The organism is Pseudomonas sp. DWP3-1-2 (genome assembly GCF_049896285.1).
Classification (GTDB): Bacteria; Pseudomonadota; Gammaproteobacteria; order Pseudomonadales; family Pseudomonadaceae; genus Aquipseudomonas.
The window spans coordinates 51,936-68,236 of sequence record NZ_JAFCTZ010000002.1; the positions used below are offsets into that span (position 1 = coordinate 51,936).

Sequence of the window (16,301 nt, forward strand, 5' to 3'; positions counted from 1 at the left end):
TGTTTTCAGTGTTGACGCCGCCATGCCTTGACCGTGCTGAACACCACAAAGGCGGCCAGCAGTGGCAGGACGAATTGCACCATCAGCCGTTCCAGCTTTTCAGCCAGGGGCATGCCCGTGGTGAACGACACGATATGCAGCCCGTAAGCCAGATACAACGCCAACAGCATCAGGCCCTCGAAGCGCGTGATGCGGTAGCCGGAATAAAACAACGGCAGGCACAGTGCGGCCACGCCGAGCATCACCGGCAGATCGAAGGCCAGTGCATTGGGCGAAACGGATAACGGGGCGGGCGCGAGCAGGGCGGTCACGCCCAGCACGCCCAGCAGGTTGAACAGATTGCTGCCGATGACGTTGCCCACGGCGATGTCCCGCTCCCCGCGAAAGGCGGCAATCAAGGACGTGGTCAATGCTGGCAGGGACGTGCTGACCGCGATCACCGTCAAACCGATGATGCGCTCGGACAAGCCCAGGTCCAGTGCGATGGTCACTGAAGCGGCGACCAGCAGATGACTACCCAGGATCAGCAGGACGATGCCGCCCACCACCGCGGCCATGCGCAGCGCAATAGGCCAGGCCCGGGGCGCGCGACCTTTGCTGGCGGATTGACGGTAGGCGAAGCCCTGGCCTGACTGACGCAGCACGATCAGCAGATAAGCGAGCAGCCCCAGCAACAGCGTCACGCCGTCCAGAACGCCGAGTTCGCCGTTCAGCGACAGCACGAAGACCATGGCGCTAGCGGCGATCATCAGCGGGATGTCCAGGCGCACCACTTGGCGTGTGACACGCAGTGGGATGATCAGGGCACACAGGCCGAGGGTGACCAGCACATTGAAAATGTTGCCGCCTACCACGCTGCCCACGGCAATGTCCGGGCTGGACGTGAAGGCGGCCTGCAAGCCCACCGCCATTTGCGGTGCGCTGCTGCCCAGGGCCACGAAGGTCAGGCCGATGAACAGCGGGCGGATGCCGAGTGTGGTGGCCAGGCTCACGGCGGCGCGTACGGAAAGCTCGGCGCCGATCACCAGCAGCATAAGGCCGCTGATCCATTGAATCAGGCTCGGTAGTGGCAAGGTCGAAAGCTGGAGAATTGCGGTTGTCCTTTAGTCGAGGGCTTGCACGCGCACGTGTGCGATTCCGCTGCGCAGCATACCCAGTTGTGCAGCCGCTGCGCGTGACAAATCGATCAATCGTCCACGGGTGTGAGGGCCGCGATCATTGATGCGCACCACAACGGAACGGTCATTGCTCAGGTTGGTGACTTTGACGAGGGTGCCAAAGGGCAGTCGACGATGAGCGGCTGTCAGCGCGTTCTGATTGAAGCGCTCGCCGCTGGCGGTACGGGTGCCGTGATGTTGCGAGCCGTAATACGAAGCGCCGCCGGTTTCATCGTAACCGTGCGGGTCGATGAGGCCTGTCGCGCAACCGGCGAGCAGCAGGAGTAGGGCGCAAGAGGCCAGAAGCCGAAGCATGGGATGTGATCCTTGAAATGGGGTCACGGGATATTTCGCCGTGTACCCGTTGGAGCGAGGCTTGCCCGCGAAGGCAATGTTCCGGTCTCTGAACATGGGTCGGATGTACCGACCTCTTCGCGGGCAAGCCTCGCTCCAACGGAGGCCTGATCAGCCTTCCAGTTTCTTCTTCAGCAGTTCATTGACCTGCTGCGGGTTGGCCTTGCCTTTGGAGGCTTTCATGGCCTGGCCGACAAAGAAACCAAACATCTTGCCGCGCTTGGCTTCATCCGCTGCGCGATAATCCGCAACCTGCTGCGCATTGGCGGCCAGCATCTCGTCGAGCATCGACTCAATGGCGCCGCTGTCGGTGACCTGCTTCAGTCCGCGAGTCTCGATGACCTGGTCCGCCGTGCCTTCACCGTTGGCCATGGCTTCGAACACCATCTTGGCGATCTTGCCCGAGATGGTGTTGTCGGTGATGCGCAATAACATGCCGCCCAGTTGCTCGGCGCTGACCGGGGATTGCTCGATTTCGAGGCCCAGCTTGTTCAGCAGGCTGCCCAGTTCGACCATGACCCAGTTGGCCGCCAGCTTGGCGTCGCCACTGATGGCGACCACTTTTTCGAAATAATCCGCTTGCTCGCGGCTGGAAGCCAGCACGCTGGCGTCGTAGGCCGACAGGCCGAACTGCGCCTGGAAGCGCTCGCGTTTCTGCGGTGGAAGCTCCGGCAGCGTGGCGCGGGTTTCTTCGATGAACGAGTCTTCGATGACCACTGGCAGCAGGTCAGGATCGGGGAAGTAACGGTAATCGTTGGCTTCTTCCTTGCTGCGCATGGCGCGGGTTTCGTCTTTGTTCGGGTCGTACAGGCGCGTTTGCTGGATGACCTTGCCGCCGTCTTCGATCAGATCGATCTGGCGCTGGATTTCGCTGTTGATCGCCTTCTCGATGAAGCGGAACGAGTTGACGTTCTTGATCTCGCAGCGGGTGCCGAACTCGACCTGACCTTTTGGACGGATCGACACGTTGCAGTCGCAGCGCAGCGAGCCTTCGGCCATGTTGCCGTCGCAGATGCCCAGGTAGCGGACCAGCGCGTGCATGGCTTTGACATACGCCACCGCTTCCTTGGCCGAACGCATGTCCGGCTCCGAAACGATTTCCAGCAGCGGGGTGCCTGCGCGGTTGAGGTCGATACCGGTCATGCCGCTGAAGTCTTCGTGCAGGCTTTTGCCCGCATCTTCTTCAAGGTGCGCACGGGTAATGCCGACGCGTTTGACGGTGCCGTCCTCAAGGGTGATGTCCAGATGACCCTTGCCGACAATCGGCAATTCCATCTGGCTGATCTGGTAACCCTTGGGCAGGTCCGGGTAGAAGTAGTTCTTGCGGGCGAAGACGTTGTGTTTGCCGATTTCGGCGTCTACGGCCAGACCGAACTTGACGGCCATGCGCACGGCTTCTTTATTGAGCACCGGCAAAACGCCCGGCATGCCCAGGTCCACAAGGCTGGCCTGTGTGTTGGGCTCGGAGCCAAACGTGATTGAGCTACCGGAGAAAATCTTCGATTGGGTCGAGAGCTGGGTGTGAATCTCCAGCCCGATGACAACTTCCCATTGCATGTGTGTTTCTCCTTAGAAGCCTGTCGGCGCGCGCAAATGCCAGTCAGTGACCTGCTGGTATTGGTGGGCGACATTGAGCAGGCGGCCTTCCTGGAAGTACGGGGCAAGCAACTGCACGCCCACCGGCAAGCCGTCGACGAAACCCGCTGGCATTGACAAGCCCGGCAGACCCGCGAGGTTGGCGGTGATGGTGTAGAAGTCTTCCAGGTACTCGGAAATCGGATCGTTGTTCTTGGCGCCGATTTTCCAGGCCGGGTTAGGCGTGGTCGGGCCGAGAATCACGTCGACTTCGGTGAAGGCGTTCATGAAGTCGTTCTTGATCAGGCGGCGGATTTTCTGCGCCTGCAGGTAATACGCGTCGTAATAGCCCGCGGACAACGCATAGGCACCCACCATGATCCGGCGCTGCACTTCCGGGCCGAAACCTTCGGCGCGGGAGCGTTTGTACAGGTCGGTCAGGTCTTTCGGGTCTTCGCAGCGATAGCCAAAACGCACGCCGTCGAAACGCGACAGGTTGGACGACGCTTCCGCCGGGGCGATGACGTAATAGGCCGGGATGCCGTGTTGCAGGTTCGGCAGGCTGATCTCTTTAACGATGGCGCCGAGTTTTTCCAGCTCCTTCACGCTTTCCTGCACCCGTTGGGCGATGCGCGGATCCAGGCCGGCGCCGAAGTATTCCTTCGGAATGCCGATGCGCAAACCCTTCACGGACTGATTGAGGGTGGCGCTGTAGTCCGGCACAGGTTCGTCGATGCTGGTGGAGTCCTGCGGGTCGAAACCGGCCATGCCTTGCAGCAGCAATGCGCAGTCTTCGGCGGTACGGGCCAGCGGGCCGGCCTGATCGAGGCTTGAGGCATAGGCAATCATGCCCCAGCGGGAAATCCGGCCATAGGTCGGTTTCAGACCGGTGAGGTTGGTCAGCGCAGCAGGCTGACGAATCGAGCCGCCCGTGTCAGTACCGGTTGCGGCAGGCAGCAGACGCGCTGCGACAGCAGCAGCCGAACCGCCGGATGAGCCGCCGGGCACGTGTTCCAGGTTCCAGGGGTTTTTCACCGGCCCGTAGTGGCTCGACTCGTTGGCCGAGCCCATGGCGAATTCGTCCATGTTGGTCTTGCCGAGGGTCACGGTGCCCGCAGCGGCCAGCTTCGCAACGACAGTGGCGTCATAGGGGGCCTTGAAATTGTCGAGCATCTTCGACGCGCAACTGGTGCGGATGCCTTTGGTGCAGAACAGATCCTTGTAGGCCAGCGGTGCGCCGAGCAGGGGATTGTTCTCACCGGCGGCACGGCGTGCGTCGGCAGCCTGGGCCTGAGTGATGGCCAGGTCTTCGGTCACGGTGATGAAGCTGTTGAGCTGCGGGTCGAGCTGCGCAATGCGCGACAGCAGGACACGGGTCAGTTCTTCAGACGAAAACTTTTTTTCGGCGAGTCCGCGGGCGATCTCGGCTAGAGTCATTTGATGCATTGCAGGCTCATTCCCTTACTCGATGACTTTCGGAACCAGATAAAGGCCGTGTTCGACCGCTGGTGCGATGGCTTGGTAAGTCTCGCGGTGATTTTGTTCGGTGACCACGTCTTCGCGCAGGCGCTGGGCCGCTTCCAGCGGGTGCGCCAGCGGCTCGATACCGGTGGTATCGACTGCTTGCATCTGGTCGACGAGCGCCAGAATGTTATTTAATGCTTCGGTAGTACGCGGGATATCGGCGTCATTCAGGCCGAGTCGGGCCAGATGAGCGATCTTTTCCACGTCGGAGCGTTCAAGCGCCATGGGGTTCTCCAGTGGAATGCTGACGGAATCGATCCGTGTGTTAGATTGAGGAACACTATTGCATTTCTACGGTCATAAGGCCGCGAACGTCTAGGGTCATGCTCGGAAAAACCGCTAATTTAGCATATTGGCTCCTTGCCCAAAATCCCTGTCGTTGTTAGAGTTTGCCGCACTTTTTTACCCACGCGTTCCCTAGGGTCCCTTTCCCATGTTCAAGAAACTGCGTGGCATGTTTTCCAGCGATCTGTCTATCGACCTGGGCACTGCCAACACCCTTATTTACGTGCGTGAGCGCGGTATCGTTCTGAATGAACCATCAGTTGTGGCCATTCGGACCCACGGAAACCAGAAAAGCGTCGTTGCTGTCGGGATGGAAGCCAAGCGCATGCTTGGCAGGACTCCAGGCAACATCGCGGCTATTCGCCCCATGAAAGACGGCGTGATCGCCGATTTCAGCGTGTGCGAAAAGATGCTGCAGTACTTCATCAACAAGGTTCACGAGAACAGCTTTCTGCAACCGAGCCCTCGTGTGCTGATCTGCGTGCCGTGCAAATCCACTCAGGTCGAGCGTCGCGCCATTCGCGAATCGGCTCTGGGCGCCGGTGCCCGTGAAGTATTCCTGATCGAAGAGCCCATGGCTGCTGCCATCGGTGCCGGTCTGCCCGTTGAAGAAGCACGCGGTTCGATGGTCGTCGATATCGGTGGCGGTACCACTGAAATCGCCCTGATCTCCCTCAACGGTGTGGTTTACGCCGAATCGGTACGTGTCGGCGGCGACCGTTTCGACGAAGCGATCATCACCTACGTGCGTCGTAACTACGGCAGCCTGATCGGTGAATCCACGGCCGAGCGCATCAAGCAGGAAATCGGCACCGCCTATCCAGGCGGCGAAGTGCGTGAAGTCGACGTGCGCGGCCGCAACCTGGCCGAAGGCGTGCCACGTGCCTTCACACTGAACTCCAACGAAGTGCTCGAAGCGTTGCAGGAATCCCTGGCGACGATCGTTCAGGCCGTGAAAAGCGCGCTGGAACAATCGCCTCCCGAGCTGGCTTCGGACATCGCCGAGCGCGGTCTGGTGTTGACCGGCGGTGGTGCCTTGCTGCGGGATCTGGACAAGTTGCTGGCCCAGGAAACCGGTCTGCCGGTCATCGTCGCTGAAGACCCGTTGACCTGTGTGGCGCGTGGCGGTGGCCGTGCGCTGGAAATGATGGACAAGCACACCATGGATCTGCTTTCCAGCGAGTGATTGCTGGCAGCACGTTCAGGCAGCCTTGTGTGGGCAGGCAGCGCTTTGGCTGCCTGTGTGCGTTAGGCTGACGCCTCAATCCGGCGTTCACTTTCTCATCTGTCCAGGCCGGTTCATTGCCGCATGAATAAGCACAGCCCATTGAAATCTTGCCCTGGAGGAGCGGCCCATTAAACCGCTTTTCACTAAAGGCCCGTCGCTGGGCGTGCGCCTGCTGGTGCTGGTCGTGTTGTCGGTAGCGCTGATGGTGGTGGATGCCCGGTTTACCGTGCTCAAGCCCCTGCGCAGCCAGATGTCGCTGGTCCTGATGCAGTCCTACTGGATCGTCGATCTGCCGGAACGTCTCTATCAGGGCGTCGCCAGTCAGTTCGGCAGTCGTACGGAGCTGCTTGCCGAAAACGAAAAGCTCAAGACCGAAGCTTTGCTGCTTCAGGGACGCCTGCAGAAACTGGCCGCCCTGACCGAGCAGAACGTGCGCCTGCGCGAGTTGCTCAACTCGTCGGCGCTGGTGAACGAGAAGGTCGAAGTGGCCGAACTGATCGGCATGGACCCCAACCCTTTCACCCACCGGATCATCATCAACAAGGGCGAGCGTGACGGCGTGTTCCTGGGGCAGCCTGTCCTCGATGCTCGTGGTCTGATGGGGCAAGTGGTCGAGTTGATGCCCTATACCTCCCGCGTCCTGTTGCTGACCGACACCACTCACAGCATTCCCGTGCAGGTCAACCGCAACGGCTTGCGTGCCATTGCCAGCGGCACCGGCAACCCCGAGCGCCTGGAGCTGCGACATGTGGCGGACACGGCCGATATCAAGGAAGGGGATTTGTTGGTGAGTTCCGGGCTGGGCCAGCGTTTCCCCGCCGGTTATCCGGTGGCGACAGTCAAGGAAGTGATCCACGATTCCGGGCAGCCGTTCGCAATCGTTCGTGCCGTCCCGACCGCCGCGTTGAATCGTAGCCGCTACCTGTTGCTGGTGTTCTCCGACGGGCGCTCGCCCGAGGAGCGTGCCGCCGAAGCCGCTCAGGCTCAGGAGTCTGCCGAGCGAACGACTGAGTCGGCTGCAACACCCGCGACCGTGACGCCACCTGCGGCGGCACCCACGCCCGTCAAGCCGGTTAATGCTGCTCCGGCGACCGCGCCAACGCATGCGCCGGCAAGCCCGGCCACGACTACGCCGAAACCGGCCAGCAAGCCGCCCGCCAAGCCCGCGACCACACCTGCGCCCACTAAGCCACCGGCTGCCGCACCCGCCACCTCCCGGGAGAGAATAGATGGTTAGTCATGCCCCGGCCCGCAATGGGTGGGTCATCTGGCTCACTTTCGCGATAGGTCTGCTGCTGAGTGTTTCGCCGCTGCCGCAATTCATGGAAATCTTCCGGCCGCTGTGGCTGGCGCTGCTACTGACCTTCTGGATTCTCGCTTTACCCCATAAGGTCGGCATGACCACTGCCTGGATGCTGGGCCTCATGGAAGACGTGCTGTACGGCACGCTGCTGGGGCAGAATGCACTGATCCTGAGCCTTATCGCTTTTCTGGTGATGACCTTGCATCAGCGCCTGCGGATGTTTCCCGTCTGGCAGCAATGTCTGGTCCTGCTGGTGGTGTTCGGCCTTGCCCAACTGGCGCAATTGTGGCTCAGCGCCCTGACCGGTAACCGTCAGCCGACCCTTGCGCTGGTTCTGCCCGCACTGGTGAGCGCGCTGCTCTGGCCTTGGGTCAGTTATGGCATGCGCGGGTTGCGCAATCGCTTGCGAATCAACTAAGAGCCTTCGGGTGGACGCGGTTTGATCAGGATGGCGTCCGCCCTCATCGACACGGAGACGTCCTCATGCCCCGGCTTTATCTGGCTTCCGGCTCGCCACGCCGTCGTGAATTACTCACTCAGATCGGCGTGCCGTTCACTGTGCTCAGCGCGCAGATCGACGAAACCCCACTGAACGATGAGCCCGCCGCGGCCTATGTCGAGCGTCTGGCGCGTGGCAAGGCCGAGGCCGGGCTTGCCGTGTTGCCTGACCTGGATGCCTGCGTAATGGGGGCCGACACGGCCGTGGTGCTCGACGGCCAACTGCTTGGCAAACCCGTGGACGAAGCCGATGCCATTGGCATGTTGATGGCATTGTCCGGGCGCGAGCATGAGGTGCTGACCGCCGTTGCGCTGATCGACCGGCAACGCTGCGAAACCCGAACCGTCACCAGCCGCGTGCGCTTTCGCGCCATTGCGACACATGAGGCCATGGCTTACTGGGCCAGCGGCGAGCCAGCGGACAAAGCCGGCAGCTATGCTATTCAGGGGCTGGCGGCTATTTTTGTCGAGGGCTTGCATGGCAGCTATTCCGCCGTGGTCGGGCTGCCGCTGTGCGAAACCGCAGAACTGCTTGGCCATTTCGGCATACCCTGTTGGCAATGCCTGGAAGGTGACAAGTCATGAGTGAAGAGATCCTGATCAACATCACGCCGATGGAGTCGCGCGTGGCGGTGGTGGAAAACGGTGTTCTGCAGGAAGTCCATGTTGAGCGGACCCAGCGTCGCGGTATCGTCGGCAATATTTATAAAGGCAAGGTCGTGCGGGTGCTGCCCGGCATGCAGGCGGCGTTCATCGATATCGGCCTTGATCGTGCGGCGTTCATCCACGCCTCCGAAATCTCCATGCGTGAAGGCCCGTCCGTGGAGAGCATCAGCTCACTGGTCCACGAAGGTCAGAGCCTTGTGGTGCAGGTCACGAAAGACCCGATTGGCAGCAAAGGCGCGCGCCTGACCACCCAGTTGTCGATCCCTTCCCGGTATTTGGTGTACATGCCCCGCACGGCCCATGTGGGCATTTCCCTGAAGATAGAGGATGAGAGCGAACGCGAACGCCTGAAAAAGGTGGTGACCGACTGCGTGGCGCTTGAAGGCATCAAGGAAGTGGGCGGTTTTATCCTGCGAACGGCTGCCGAAGGCGCGGGTGCGGATGAAATCCTTATGGATATCCGTTACCTGCGCAGGCTTTGGGATCAGATCGGCGAGCAGATCAAGACGGCACCGACGCCCAGCGTCATTTACGAAGACCTCGGCCTGGCGCTGCGTACGCTGCGGGATCTGGTCAGCCCGCGCATCGAGAAGATCCGCATCGACTCGCGGGAAACCTTCCAGAAAACCACGCAATTCGTTGCTGAGCTGATGCCGGAAATCGCCGATCGTCTGGAGCACTATCCGGGTGAGCGACCTATTTTCGATCTGTACGGCGTCGAGGATGAAATCCAGAAAGCGCTGGAGCGCAAGGTCCCGCTCAAGTCGGGCGGCTATCTGGTGATCGATCCGGCTGAAGCCATGAGCACCATCGACGTCAATACCGGTGCCTTCGTCGGTCATCGCAATCTGGAAGAGACCATCTTCAAGACCAACCTGGAAGCGGCGACCGCCATCGCCCGCCAGCTGCGCCTGCGCAACTTGGGCGGCATCATCATCATCGACTTCATCGACATGGAAGACGGCGAGCACCAACGCCAGGTTTTGCGCACGCTGGAGAAACAGCTGGAGCGTGACCACGCCAAGACCAACATTATCGGCATCACCGAGCTGGGGCTGGTGCAGATGACCCGCAAGCGGACCCGGGAAAGCCTTGAGCAGGTGTTGTGTGAGCCATGCGGCAGTTGTCAGGGACGCGGTAAACTCAAGACGCCGGAAACCGTCTGTTACGAAATTTTCCGCGAGATTCTGCGCGAAGCCCGGGCCTATCAGGCGGTGGGTTATCGAGTGCTGGCTAACCAGCGCGTGGTGGATCGTTTGCTGGATGAGGAGTCCGGTAACGTCGCGGAGCTGGAAGGCTTTATTGGCCGGACCATACGTTTTCAAGTAGAAACCATGTATTCCCAGGAACAATACGACGTGGTGTTGCTCTGACGTTTCACGTAGTGAACAGGTATCGAGATCAGTGCCCAAAGGGCCAGTGGCAAGGATGCCCATATAACGAGAATTATGCGTGGCCAATGAGCAAATCCCGGATGTATTCGCACCTGCACGTTTGAGCCGGACCCCTTTCACGCAACCTGAACGTTGCGTACCACGGCGCGGAGGCTCTTTGACATGGAGCGTCTGACACGACTTTTTGCCACCCTGACCCGTTGGGGGCTGATGCTGTGCGCGCTGCTTTTGGTCCTGGCGGCGCTGTATGTCAGTGTCGGCCGGCAACTTGCGCCGCTGGTTTCCGAGTACCGTGTTGAGGTTCAGAGCAAGGCCCGGGTCGCGCTGGACATGCCGTTGGTCATCGGCAGTCTGGAGGGCAGTTGGAGCGGTTTTGCACCGATCCTCGTGGCCAACGATGTCATGGTGGGTGAAGGGGCTTCCGCCGTGCGTCTGGATCAGGTCCGGGTGGTGCCCGATGTGTGGGAAAGCCTGCTCGCCCGAGAGGTGCGCGTCGCTCATCTTGAGGTCAATGGCCTTCAGGTGAGTCTCAAGGAAGACAAGGACGGGCAGTGGGCGCTGCAAGGCTTGCCCGTCAGCCAGGACAAACCGTTCGATCCAGAGCAGGCATTGACGCAGATGCAGATGATTTCGCGTCTGTCGCTGCTCAACAGTCAGGTCACCTTGCAGCCGTTCGAACAGACGCCGCTGACACTGACTTACGTCAACCTGAGCCTGGCAACCGGCAGCTACCGCCAACGGCTGGACGCGCGGTTCACGTTACCCGATGGTCAGCCCGTGGCCCTCAATCTGCGTTCGCGTGTCCAGGCCAGCCAGTGGCGGGACGGCGAAGCCGATATCTACCTGAGCCTGCCGCAAAGCGACTGGGCGCAGTGGTTGCCCAAAAACCTGACCCGTGAGTGGAAAGTGTCCACGCTCAAGGCGGGCGGAGAATTCTGGTTGAGTTGGGGCAAGGGCACCGTGCAAAGCGCAGTGGCTCGGCTTAACGCCCCCCAACTGAAAGCGGGTTACGCGGACCGTAAAGCCTCGACCCTCGACAATCTGGCCCTCAATGCCTGGTTCAAGCGTAGCGATGAAGGTTTCGACGTGACCCTGGATTCGCTCGCCATGGATCTGGGCGCCAAGCGTTGGGAAAGCCGGATTCAGCTACACCAACAGGCCGCTACTGCCGACAAGGAAGAACTCTGGCATGTTGAGGCTGACCGCCTGGACCTGACGCCGGTCACGCCGTTGATTGATTCTCTGGCACCGCTGCCGGATAAACTGATGGTCGTCGTCGACAGCCTCAAAGTGACCGGTGGTCTGCGCAACGTGCTGCTGGACATTCGGCCGCAGGCCACGGGTGACAGACGCTTGAGTTTCGCGGCCAATCTGGACAAGGTCGGCTTCAATGCTTATCGCGGCGCTCCTGCCGCCGGGAACGTCAGCGGCGCGGTCAGTGGCGATCTTGGGCAGGGTGAGCTGCGTCTGGCCACCGATGACTTCATGCTCCATCTGGACCCTATCTTCGCCAAGCCCTGGACGTATTTGAAAGCCAATGCACGGCTGACCTGGCGTCTGGATGATCAGGGCGTAACGCTCGTTGCGCCCTACATCAAAGTGCTGGGCGAGGAAGGCAAGATCGCCGCAGACTTCCTCATACGCCTGCATTTCGACCACAGCCAGGAAGATTATATGGACCTGCGGGTCGGCATGGTCGATGGCGACGGGCGCTACACCAGCAAGTACCTGCCAGCAGCGCTGAGCCCTGCGCTGGACGAATGGTTGCGCACGGCTATTGTCGGCGGGAATGTCGATCAGGGTTTCTTCCAGTATCAAGGCTCCTTGAGCAAGGGCGCGCCAGACACCGCAAGGGTGATCAGCCTGTTTTTCGATGTACATGATGCGACGCTGGCGTTTCAGCCGGGTTGGCCATCACTGACCGGCGTGAACGGCAAGGTCTACGTCGAAAACAGCGGTGTGCGCGTCAAAGCCAGCAAAGGCCAGTTGCTCAATACCCAAGTCAGCAATGTGATGGTCAATATTCCTCATGTACCGGCGGGGCAGGTCAGTCACTTGTTCGTAGACGGTGATTTTTCAGGCGCCCTGGCCGATGGCGTGAAGATCCTTCAGGAAGCGCCCATCGGCACCGCCAGCACCTTTGAGGGGTGGCAGGGTGAAGGCCCGCTGCAAGGCAAACTGAAGCTGGATATCCCGCTGGTCAAAGGCCAGGAGCCGAAGATCGTGGTGGATTTCAGCACCGACGGCGCGAGGCTCAAGCTCAGCGATCCGGAGTTGGAGCTGACCCAGCTCAAGGGCGATTTCCGTTTTGACAATGCCAAGGGGTTGAGCGGCAAGGGTGTGCGGGCGCAAGCGTTCGATCGGCCGGTGACAGCGGAAATCGCCGCCGAGGGCAAGCCGGGTGCAAACATCACTCGGGTGGTCGCCAATGGTCAGGTCACGGTGAAAAAGCTCACCCAATGGCTGGGCGTGACCCAGGCATTGCCGGCGTCGGGCGATCTGCCGTATCAGTTGCAACTGACCCTGGCCGATGCCGACAGTCAACTGAGGGTCAACTCGAGCCTGAAAGGCGTGGCGATCGATTTGCCAGCGCCTTTCGGTAAAGGCGCGGACGAAACCCGGGACAGCGAATTTCGCATGACGCTGCAAGGTGCCGAGCAACGTTATGGTTTCTCTTATGCCAATCTCGCCAATCTGGCCTTTGCCTCGCCTGCCGGAAAGCTGGCGGACGGGCGCGGTGAATTGTTCCTCGGCAACGGCGGTGCCATTGTCCCCGACGCCAAGGGGCTCAGGGTGCGCGGATCCCTGTCGCAGCTGGACGTCGCCCCGTGGCAGGCCACTGTTGAGCGTTATGCGGGAAATGATCCGGGTGGCAGCGCCAAGCAGTTGGTCAACAACGTCGATCTGCAAATCGGCAAGTTGACCGCCATGGGCACGACCCTGGATCAGGCCAGTGTCCAGCTCAAGCGAGGTAACGCGGCTTGGGGGCTATTTCTGGACAGCCAGTTGATCAAGGGCAGTGCGAACATTCCCGATGCCAAGTCGGCACCCGTCGATATCGCCATGCTTTATGTGCGTCTGCCTGCTTCGGACCCGAACGCTGCCGTCATTGAAAATGCCCCGGACCCTTTGGCTGATGTGGACCCGGGCAAGATTCCCGCGATGAATATCAAAATCACCCAGGTGTTCCAGGGTGATCAACTGGTCGGCGGCTGGTCGCTCAAGACCCGTCCTTCTGCCACGGGCGTGCGCTTTCTGGACATGAACATGGGCCTCAAAGGCTTGCTGTTGCAGGGCGAGGGCGCATGGGAGGGCGCGCCGGGGTCCACCAGCAGTTGGTACAAGGGGCGTCTGGACGGCAGGAATCTGGCCGATATCCTCAAGGCGTGGGGCTATGCGCCCACCGTGACCAGCGATGATTTCGAGTTGAGTGTCGATGGACGCTGGCCCGGATCTCCGGCGTGGGCCGCGCTCAAACGGTTCTCCGGGAGCCTGGACGCGACTCTGCGCAGTGGCCAGTTCGTCGAAGTAGAAGGTGGCGCTTCCGCACTGCGAGTATTTGGCCTGCTGAACTTCAACTCCATCGGTCGCCGTTTGCGCCTGGACTTCTCGGATCTGCTGGGCAAAGGCTTGAGCTATGACCGGGTCAAGGGTTTGCTGGTGGCCAGTGACGGGGTTTACGTGACACGCAAGCCGATAACCCTGACCGGGCCTTCGAGCAATCTGGAACTGGAAGGCACGCTGGACATGGTCAGAGACCGGGTCGATGCCAAGTTGCTGGTCACCCTGCCGGTGACCAATAACCTGCCGATTGCGGCGTTGATTGTCGGTGCCCCGGCCATCGGTGGTGCGCTGTTCCTGGTGGACAAGCTGTTGGGCGACCGTGTCGCGCGCTTCGCCAGCGTGCAGTACAAGGTTGAAGGCCCGTGGAAAGATCCGAAGATCACGTTCGACAAGCCTTTTGAAAAACCCCAATAACACGCCATGGAGTACAGTGGTGGCCTGTCATCAGCGGAGCGCCCCATGTCTTTTGCCGTGATTCAAATGGTCAGCCAGAGCGATGTGCTGGCCAATCTGGCCCAGGCGCGCCGCTTGTTGGAGCGCGCGGCCGAATCGGGTGCGCGACTGGCGGTATTGCCGGAGAACTTCGCTGCCATGGGCCGCCGCGACATCGCGGACATCGGTCGCGCCGAAGCGCAAGGGCAAGGCCCGATCCTGCCGTGGTTGAAACGGGCCGCTTGCGACCTCAAGTTATGGATAGTTGCCGGCACGTTGCCGTTGCCACCCACCGATAAACCCGACGCAAAAGTGACGGCCTGTTCGCTGTTGATTGATGAGCACGGCGAACAGGTCGCCCGTTACGACAAGCTTCACCTGTTTGATGTGGACGTAGCGGACAACCGCGGCCGCTATCGAGAGTCTGATGACTATGCTCACGGCAATAACGTCATCGTTGCCGACACGCCCGTAGGTCGATTGGGTTTGAGCGTGTGCTACGACCTGCGCTTTCCCGAGCTGTACAGCGCCTTGCGTGACGCAGGCGCCGAATTGATTACCGCACCGTCGGCCTTCACCGCCGTGACCGGTGCGGCGCACTGGGACATTCTCATCCGTGCGCGGGCCATCGAAACCCAGTGTTATCTGCTGGCGGCCGCGCAGGGCGGGGTCCATCCAGGACCTCGGGAAACTTATGGGCACGCCGCGATCATCGACCCCTGGGGTCGGGTGCTGGCCGAGCAGGCGCAGGGTGAAGCCGTGCTGCTGGGCGAACGCGACAGTGAAGAACAGGCGTCCATACGGGCGCGGATGCCGGTGTCCAGTCACCGGCGCTTTTTTTCGCAGGACGCATTGCGGCCTGTGCAGACCTCGGAGTGAATATGAGCGACTTGTCCTCAGTCAGCGAACACCTTCTGGCCCCCGGTGGCGTCACCCTCGACAGCCTGCAATCAGTGCTGGGCGAGCTGGCCGGACCGGGTATCGACGCGGCTGACCTGTATTTTCAGGGCCAGATTTCCGAGTCCTGGTCTCTGGAAGACGGCATCGTCAAGGAAGGCAGTTTCAATCTCGATCAAGGCGTAGGTGTGCGGGCGCAGTCGGGTGAGAAAACCGGTTTCGCCTACAGCAACGCGATTACCCACGAAGCCCTGAGCACCGCCGCGCGTGCGGCGCGCTCGATTTCCCGTGCGGGGCAAAATGGCACCGTTCAGGCCTTCACCACTCAGGACGTGGCTCAGCTCTACGCGCCGGACAACCCCCTTGAAGTCATGACACGCGCTGAAAAGGTCGAGCTGCTCAAGCGTGTCGATGTCGCCACCCGCGCTCTGGATTCACGTATCCAGCAAGTCACGGTGAGCATGGCGGGCGTTTGGGAGCGCATCCTCGTGGCTTCCACCGATGGCAGCCTTGCCGCCGACGTGCGGCCGCTGGTGCGGTTCAACGTCAGCGTGATCGTCGAGCAGAATGGCCGTCGCGAGCGTGGCGGCCATGGCGGCGGCGGGCGTACGGACTACCGTTACTTTCTCAGCGATGACCGTGCCATGGGCTACGCCCGTGAGGCGTTGCGTCAGGCACTGGTGAATCTGGAAGCGATACCGGCGCCTGCGGGCACCTTGCCGGTTGTGTTGGGGTCCGGTTGGTCCGGCGTGCTGCTGCACGAAGCGGTCGGCCACGGCCTGGAAGGCGACTTCAACCGCAAGGGCAGTTCCGCGTACAGCGGTCGCATGGGAGAAATGGTCGCGTCCAAGCTGTGCACCATCGTCGATGACGGCACGCTGGCCGGCCGTCGTGGCTCCCTGAGTGTCGACGATGAAGGCACGCCGACCGAATGCACGACGCTGATCGAAAACGGCGTCCTCAAGGGCTACATGCAAGACAAGCTCAATGCACGGCTGATGGGCGTGGCGCGGACCGGTAACGGTCGTCGCGAGTCCTATGCGCACTTGCCGATGCCGCGCATGACCAACACCTACATGCTGGCCGGGCAGAGCGATCCGCAGGAAATCATTGCGTCGGTCAAACGCGGTCTCTACTGCGCCAACCTGGGCGGCGGGCAAGTGGACATCACCAGTGGCAAATTCGTGTTTTCCACCAGCGAAGCGTATTTGATCGAAGACGGCAAGATCACGGCGCCGGTCAAAGGCGCAACGTTGATCGGCAACGGACCGGAGGCCATGAGCAAGGTGTCGATGGTCGGTAACGACCTGTCGCTGGACAGCGGCGTGGGCACCTGCGGCAAAGATGGTCAGTCGGTTCCGGTAGGCGTGGGTCAGCCGACCCTGAAGATCGATGCGATCACGGTAGGCGGTACGGGCGGTTGA

13 protein-coding genes are annotated in these 16,301 nt (G+C 61.0%); 8 read left to right on the forward strand and 5 right to left on the reverse strand.

The window, feature by feature from the left end:
* Positions 1 to 5 precede the first annotated feature (5 nt).
* The 5 genes from ACP7B0_RS06080 to gatC all read right to left on the reverse strand — a co-directional run bounded on the left by ACP7B0_RS06080 (position 6) and on the right by gatC (position 4,835).
* A complete protein-coding gene (locus tag ACP7B0_RS06080; RefSeq protein ID WP_426140841.1) occupies positions 6 to 1,058 on the reverse strand; it encodes a calcium/sodium antiporter in 1,053 nt (350 codons plus the stop codon).
* A 45-nt stretch (positions 1,059 to 1,103) separates the two neighbouring features.
* On the reverse strand, positions 1,104 to 1,472 hold the full coding sequence (locus ACP7B0_RS06085) for a septal ring lytic transglycosylase RlpA family protein (protein ID WP_426140142.1): 369 nt from the start codon (positions 1,470 to 1,472) through the stop codon (positions 1,104 to 1,106).
* A 150-nt stretch (positions 1,473 to 1,622) separates the two neighbouring features.
* Positions 1,623 to 3,068: an Asp-tRNA(Asn)/Glu-tRNA(Gln) amidotransferase subunit GatB gene (gene gatB, locus ACP7B0_RS06090; RefSeq protein ID WP_426140143.1), complete on the reverse strand. Its 1,446-nt coding sequence runs from the start codon at positions 3,066 to 3,068 to the stop codon at positions 1,623 to 1,625.
* Positions 3,069 to 3,080: 12 nt separating this feature from the next.
* Positions 3,081 to 4,532, reverse strand: a complete 1,452-nt coding sequence (gene gatA, locus ACP7B0_RS06095) for an Asp-tRNA(Asn)/Glu-tRNA(Gln) amidotransferase subunit GatA (protein WP_426140145.1) — start codon at positions 4,530 to 4,532, stop codon at positions 3,081 to 3,083.
* A gap of 15 nt (positions 4,533 to 4,547) precedes the next feature.
* The gene (gatC, locus tag ACP7B0_RS06100; protein ID WP_426140146.1) at positions 4,548 to 4,835 is read right to left on the reverse strand and encodes an Asp-tRNA(Asn)/Glu-tRNA(Gln) amidotransferase subunit GatC; all 288 of its coding nucleotides are present in this window, start codon (positions 4,833 to 4,835) and stop codon (positions 4,548 to 4,550) included.
* Positions 4,836 to 5,043: 208 nt separating this feature from the next.
* On the opposite strand from gatC, the gene mreB reads away from it, so the two are divergent.
* The 8 genes from mreB (at position 5,044) to tldD (ending at position 16,301) form a co-directional block, all read left to right on the forward strand.
* Positions 5,044 to 6,081: a rod shape-determining protein MreB gene (gene mreB / locus ACP7B0_RS06105; RefSeq protein WP_020292894.1), complete on the forward strand. Its 1,038-nt coding sequence runs from the start codon at positions 5,044 to 5,046 to the stop codon at positions 6,079 to 6,081.
* A gap of 169 nt (positions 6,082 to 6,250) precedes the next feature.
* Positions 6,251 to 7,360 (forward strand): rod shape-determining protein MreC, encoded by a 1,110-nt coding sequence (mreC, locus tag ACP7B0_RS06110; RefSeq protein ID WP_426140842.1) that lies wholly within the window; start codon positions 6,251 to 6,253, stop codon positions 7,358 to 7,360.
* Entirely contained in the window at positions 7,353 to 7,844 is a 492-nt protein-coding gene (mreD, locus tag ACP7B0_RS06115; protein ID WP_426140147.1) for a rod shape-determining protein MreD, read from the forward strand. Before mreC ends, mreD begins: the two co-directional genes overlap by 8 nt.
* A gap of 65 nt (positions 7,845 to 7,909) precedes the next feature.
* A complete protein-coding gene (locus ACP7B0_RS06120; protein ID WP_426140149.1) occupies positions 7,910 to 8,509 on the forward strand; it encodes a Maf family protein in 600 nt (199 codons plus the stop codon).
* On the forward strand, positions 8,506 to 9,963 hold the full coding sequence (gene rng / locus ACP7B0_RS06125; protein WP_426140150.1) for a ribonuclease G: 1,458 nt from the start codon (positions 8,506 to 8,508) through the stop codon (positions 9,961 to 9,963). The genes ACP7B0_RS06120 and rng overlap by 4 nt, the downstream gene beginning before the upstream one ends.
* Before the next feature lie 183 nt (positions 9,964 to 10,146).
* Positions 10,147 to 13,962 carry a YhdP family protein gene (locus ACP7B0_RS06130; RefSeq protein ID WP_426140151.1) on the forward strand — a complete coding sequence of 1,272 codons (3,816 nt, stop codon included), beginning with the start codon at positions 10,147 to 10,149 and terminating at the stop codon, positions 13,960 to 13,962.
* A gap of 45 nt (positions 13,963 to 14,007) precedes the next feature.
* Positions 14,008 to 14,859 carry a carbon-nitrogen hydrolase family protein gene (locus ACP7B0_RS06135; protein WP_426140153.1) on the forward strand — a complete coding sequence of 284 codons (852 nt, stop codon included), beginning with the start codon at positions 14,008 to 14,010 and terminating at the stop codon, positions 14,857 to 14,859.
* 2 nt (positions 14,860 to 14,861) lie between these two features.
* Positions 14,862 to 16,301, forward strand: coding sequence for a metalloprotease TldD (gene tldD / locus ACP7B0_RS06140; protein WP_426140154.1), 1,440 nt, complete (start codon positions 14,862 to 14,864; stop codon positions 16,299 to 16,301).

Excerpts from the sequence above, each read along its gene's own strand:
- ACP7B0_RS06085 (WP_426140142.1), bottom strand. The coding sequence starts at position 1,472 with ATGCTTCGGCTTCTGGCCTCTTGCGCCCTACTCCTGCTGCTCGCCGGT.
- gatB (WP_426140143.1), bottom strand. The coding sequence starts at position 3,068 with ATGCAATGGGAAGTTGTCATCGGGCTGGAGATTCACACCCAGCTCTCG.
- gatA (WP_426140145.1), bottom strand. The coding sequence starts at position 4,532 with ATGCATCAAATGACTCTAGCCGAGATCGCCCGCGGACTCGCCGAAAAA.
- gatC (WP_426140146.1), bottom strand. The coding sequence starts at position 4,835 with ATGGCGCTTGAACGCTCCGACGTGGAAAAGATCGCTCATCTGGCCCGA.
- mreB (WP_020292894.1), top strand. The coding sequence starts at position 5,044 with ATGTTCAAGAAACTGCGTGGCATGTTTTCCAGCGATCTGTCTATCGAC.
- mreD (WP_426140147.1), top strand. The coding sequence starts at position 7,353 with ATGGTTAGTCATGCCCCGGCCCGCAATGGGTGGGTCATCTGGCTCACT.
- ACP7B0_RS06120 (WP_426140149.1), top strand. The coding sequence starts at position 7,910 with ATGCCCCGGCTTTATCTGGCTTCCGGCTCGCCACGCCGTCGTGAATTA.
- rng (WP_426140150.1), top strand. The coding sequence starts at position 8,506 with ATGAGTGAAGAGATCCTGATCAACATCACGCCGATGGAGTCGCGCGTG.
- ACP7B0_RS06130 (WP_426140151.1), top strand. The coding sequence starts at position 10,147 with ATGGAGCGTCTGACACGACTTTTTGCCACCCTGACCCGTTGGGGGCTG.
- ACP7B0_RS06135 (WP_426140153.1), top strand. The coding sequence starts at position 14,008 with ATGTCTTTTGCCGTGATTCAAATGGTCAGCCAGAGCGATGTGCTGGCC.
- tldD (WP_426140154.1), top strand. The coding sequence starts at position 14,862 with ATGAGCGACTTGTCCTCAGTCAGCGAACACCTTCTGGCCCCCGGTGGC.